Raw genomic sequence first — 507 nt, forward strand, 5'->3', positions numbered from 1 at the left:
AAAAAGCAGCTAAGATATTTCCCTTTCCCATAAATATGGTTAAAAGAAACAAAACTAAAGTACCGACTGTAAAAGAAATAAACGAGCCCTCAATGGTGCCTACCTTCTTTCCTAAAGCACCATTAACACCAGCCTGTACCGATAGTACTGCCCCAGCTATTACAGTAAAAACAACAAATAACCAATTCACCTAATTTCCCTCCTTAAGCTGTTTCTTCAATCACCACTTCCAATTTAAGCATGAATGCCAGTTTATAGAAAGACCGTGCCGTCTCCAATGCTTCTTCGACTCTCTTCTGTGTAGCCTTCCGGTCAATTTCGGCAAAAATGACATTTGCATGACGACTCCCCTTACTCTATGGTAAAATATTCTTGTCAGAGTAAGAGCAAAAATCCCCTCTCCGGTTAGCCGACCGGGAGGGGATTTTTTGTATTTATATCCTTAAAATTGAAACTTTTTACCTTTTCATTTCGTTTATAATGTAACTCCCTTTTTCTGTGAAAATC

Annotated in this window: 1 protein-coding gene; it reads right to left on the bottom strand. The window is 38.5% G+C overall.

All coding sequences use genetic code 11. The features are described from left to right. Positions 1-190, bottom strand: a 190-nt coding sequence (locus ADA01nite_RS00840; protein ID WP_174760579.1) for a DMT family transporter, incomplete at its 3' end; no start/stop codon positions are given. Positions 191-507 lie beyond the last annotated feature (317 nt).

Source organism: Aneurinibacillus danicus (genome assembly GCF_007991215.1).
Taxonomy (GTDB): domain Bacteria; phylum Bacillota; class Bacilli; order Aneurinibacillales; family Aneurinibacillaceae; genus Aneurinibacillus; species Aneurinibacillus danicus.